The sequence below is a fragment of the Streptomyces montanus genome, assembly GCF_005786655.1.
GTDB classification, from domain to species: domain Bacteria; phylum Actinomycetota; class Actinomycetes; order Streptomycetales; family Streptomycetaceae; genus Streptomyces; species Streptomyces sporangiiformans.
The window spans coordinates 1-552 of the sequence record NZ_VBZC01000155.1; the positions used below are offsets into that span (position 1 = coordinate 1).

A 552-nucleotide genomic window follows, 5' to 3' on the forward strand; every position below is an offset into this window, starting at 1 on the left:
ATCGCCGGGTTCTGCGAACCGGACTCCGGCACCATCACCGTCGGGGACCGCGATGTGACCCGGCTCGCGCCGCAGAAGCGGGGCCTGGGCTTCGTCTTCCAGCAGTACCTGCTCTTCCCACACATGACGGTCAGCGAGAACGTCGCCTTCCCGCTCACCCTGCGCGGAGTGCCGAAGGACGAGATCCGCAGGCGGGTCGGGGAGACGCTGGAGATCGCGGGCCTGTCCGGGTTCGGCGGCCGCAAGCCGCGCGAACTGTCGGGCGGTCAGCAGCAGCGTGTCGCCCTGTGCCGGGCACTGGTCTACCGCCCGCCGGTCATCCTCATGGACGAGCCGCTCGGTGCCCTGGACAAAAAGCTCCGTGACCAGCTGCAGGTCGAGATCAAGACCATCCAGCAGGAACTCGGCCTGACCGTCATCTACGTGACGCACGATCAGGAAGAAGCGCTGGTCCTCTCGGACCGTATCGCGGTGATGCGCAACGGCCTGATCGAGCAGTTCGACACCCCGCGGGAGCTGTTCGAGCGGCCGAAGACCCCCTTCGTCGCGGAC

At 67.4% G+C, this 552-nt stretch carries 1 protein-coding gene; it reads left to right on the forward strand.

Features of this window, described 5'->3' with window-relative positions; translation table 11 throughout:
- Window positions 1–552, forward strand: a 552-nt coding sequence (locus FE633_RS49100) for an ABC transporter ATP-binding protein (RefSeq protein WP_246114166.1), incomplete at both ends; no start/stop codon positions are given.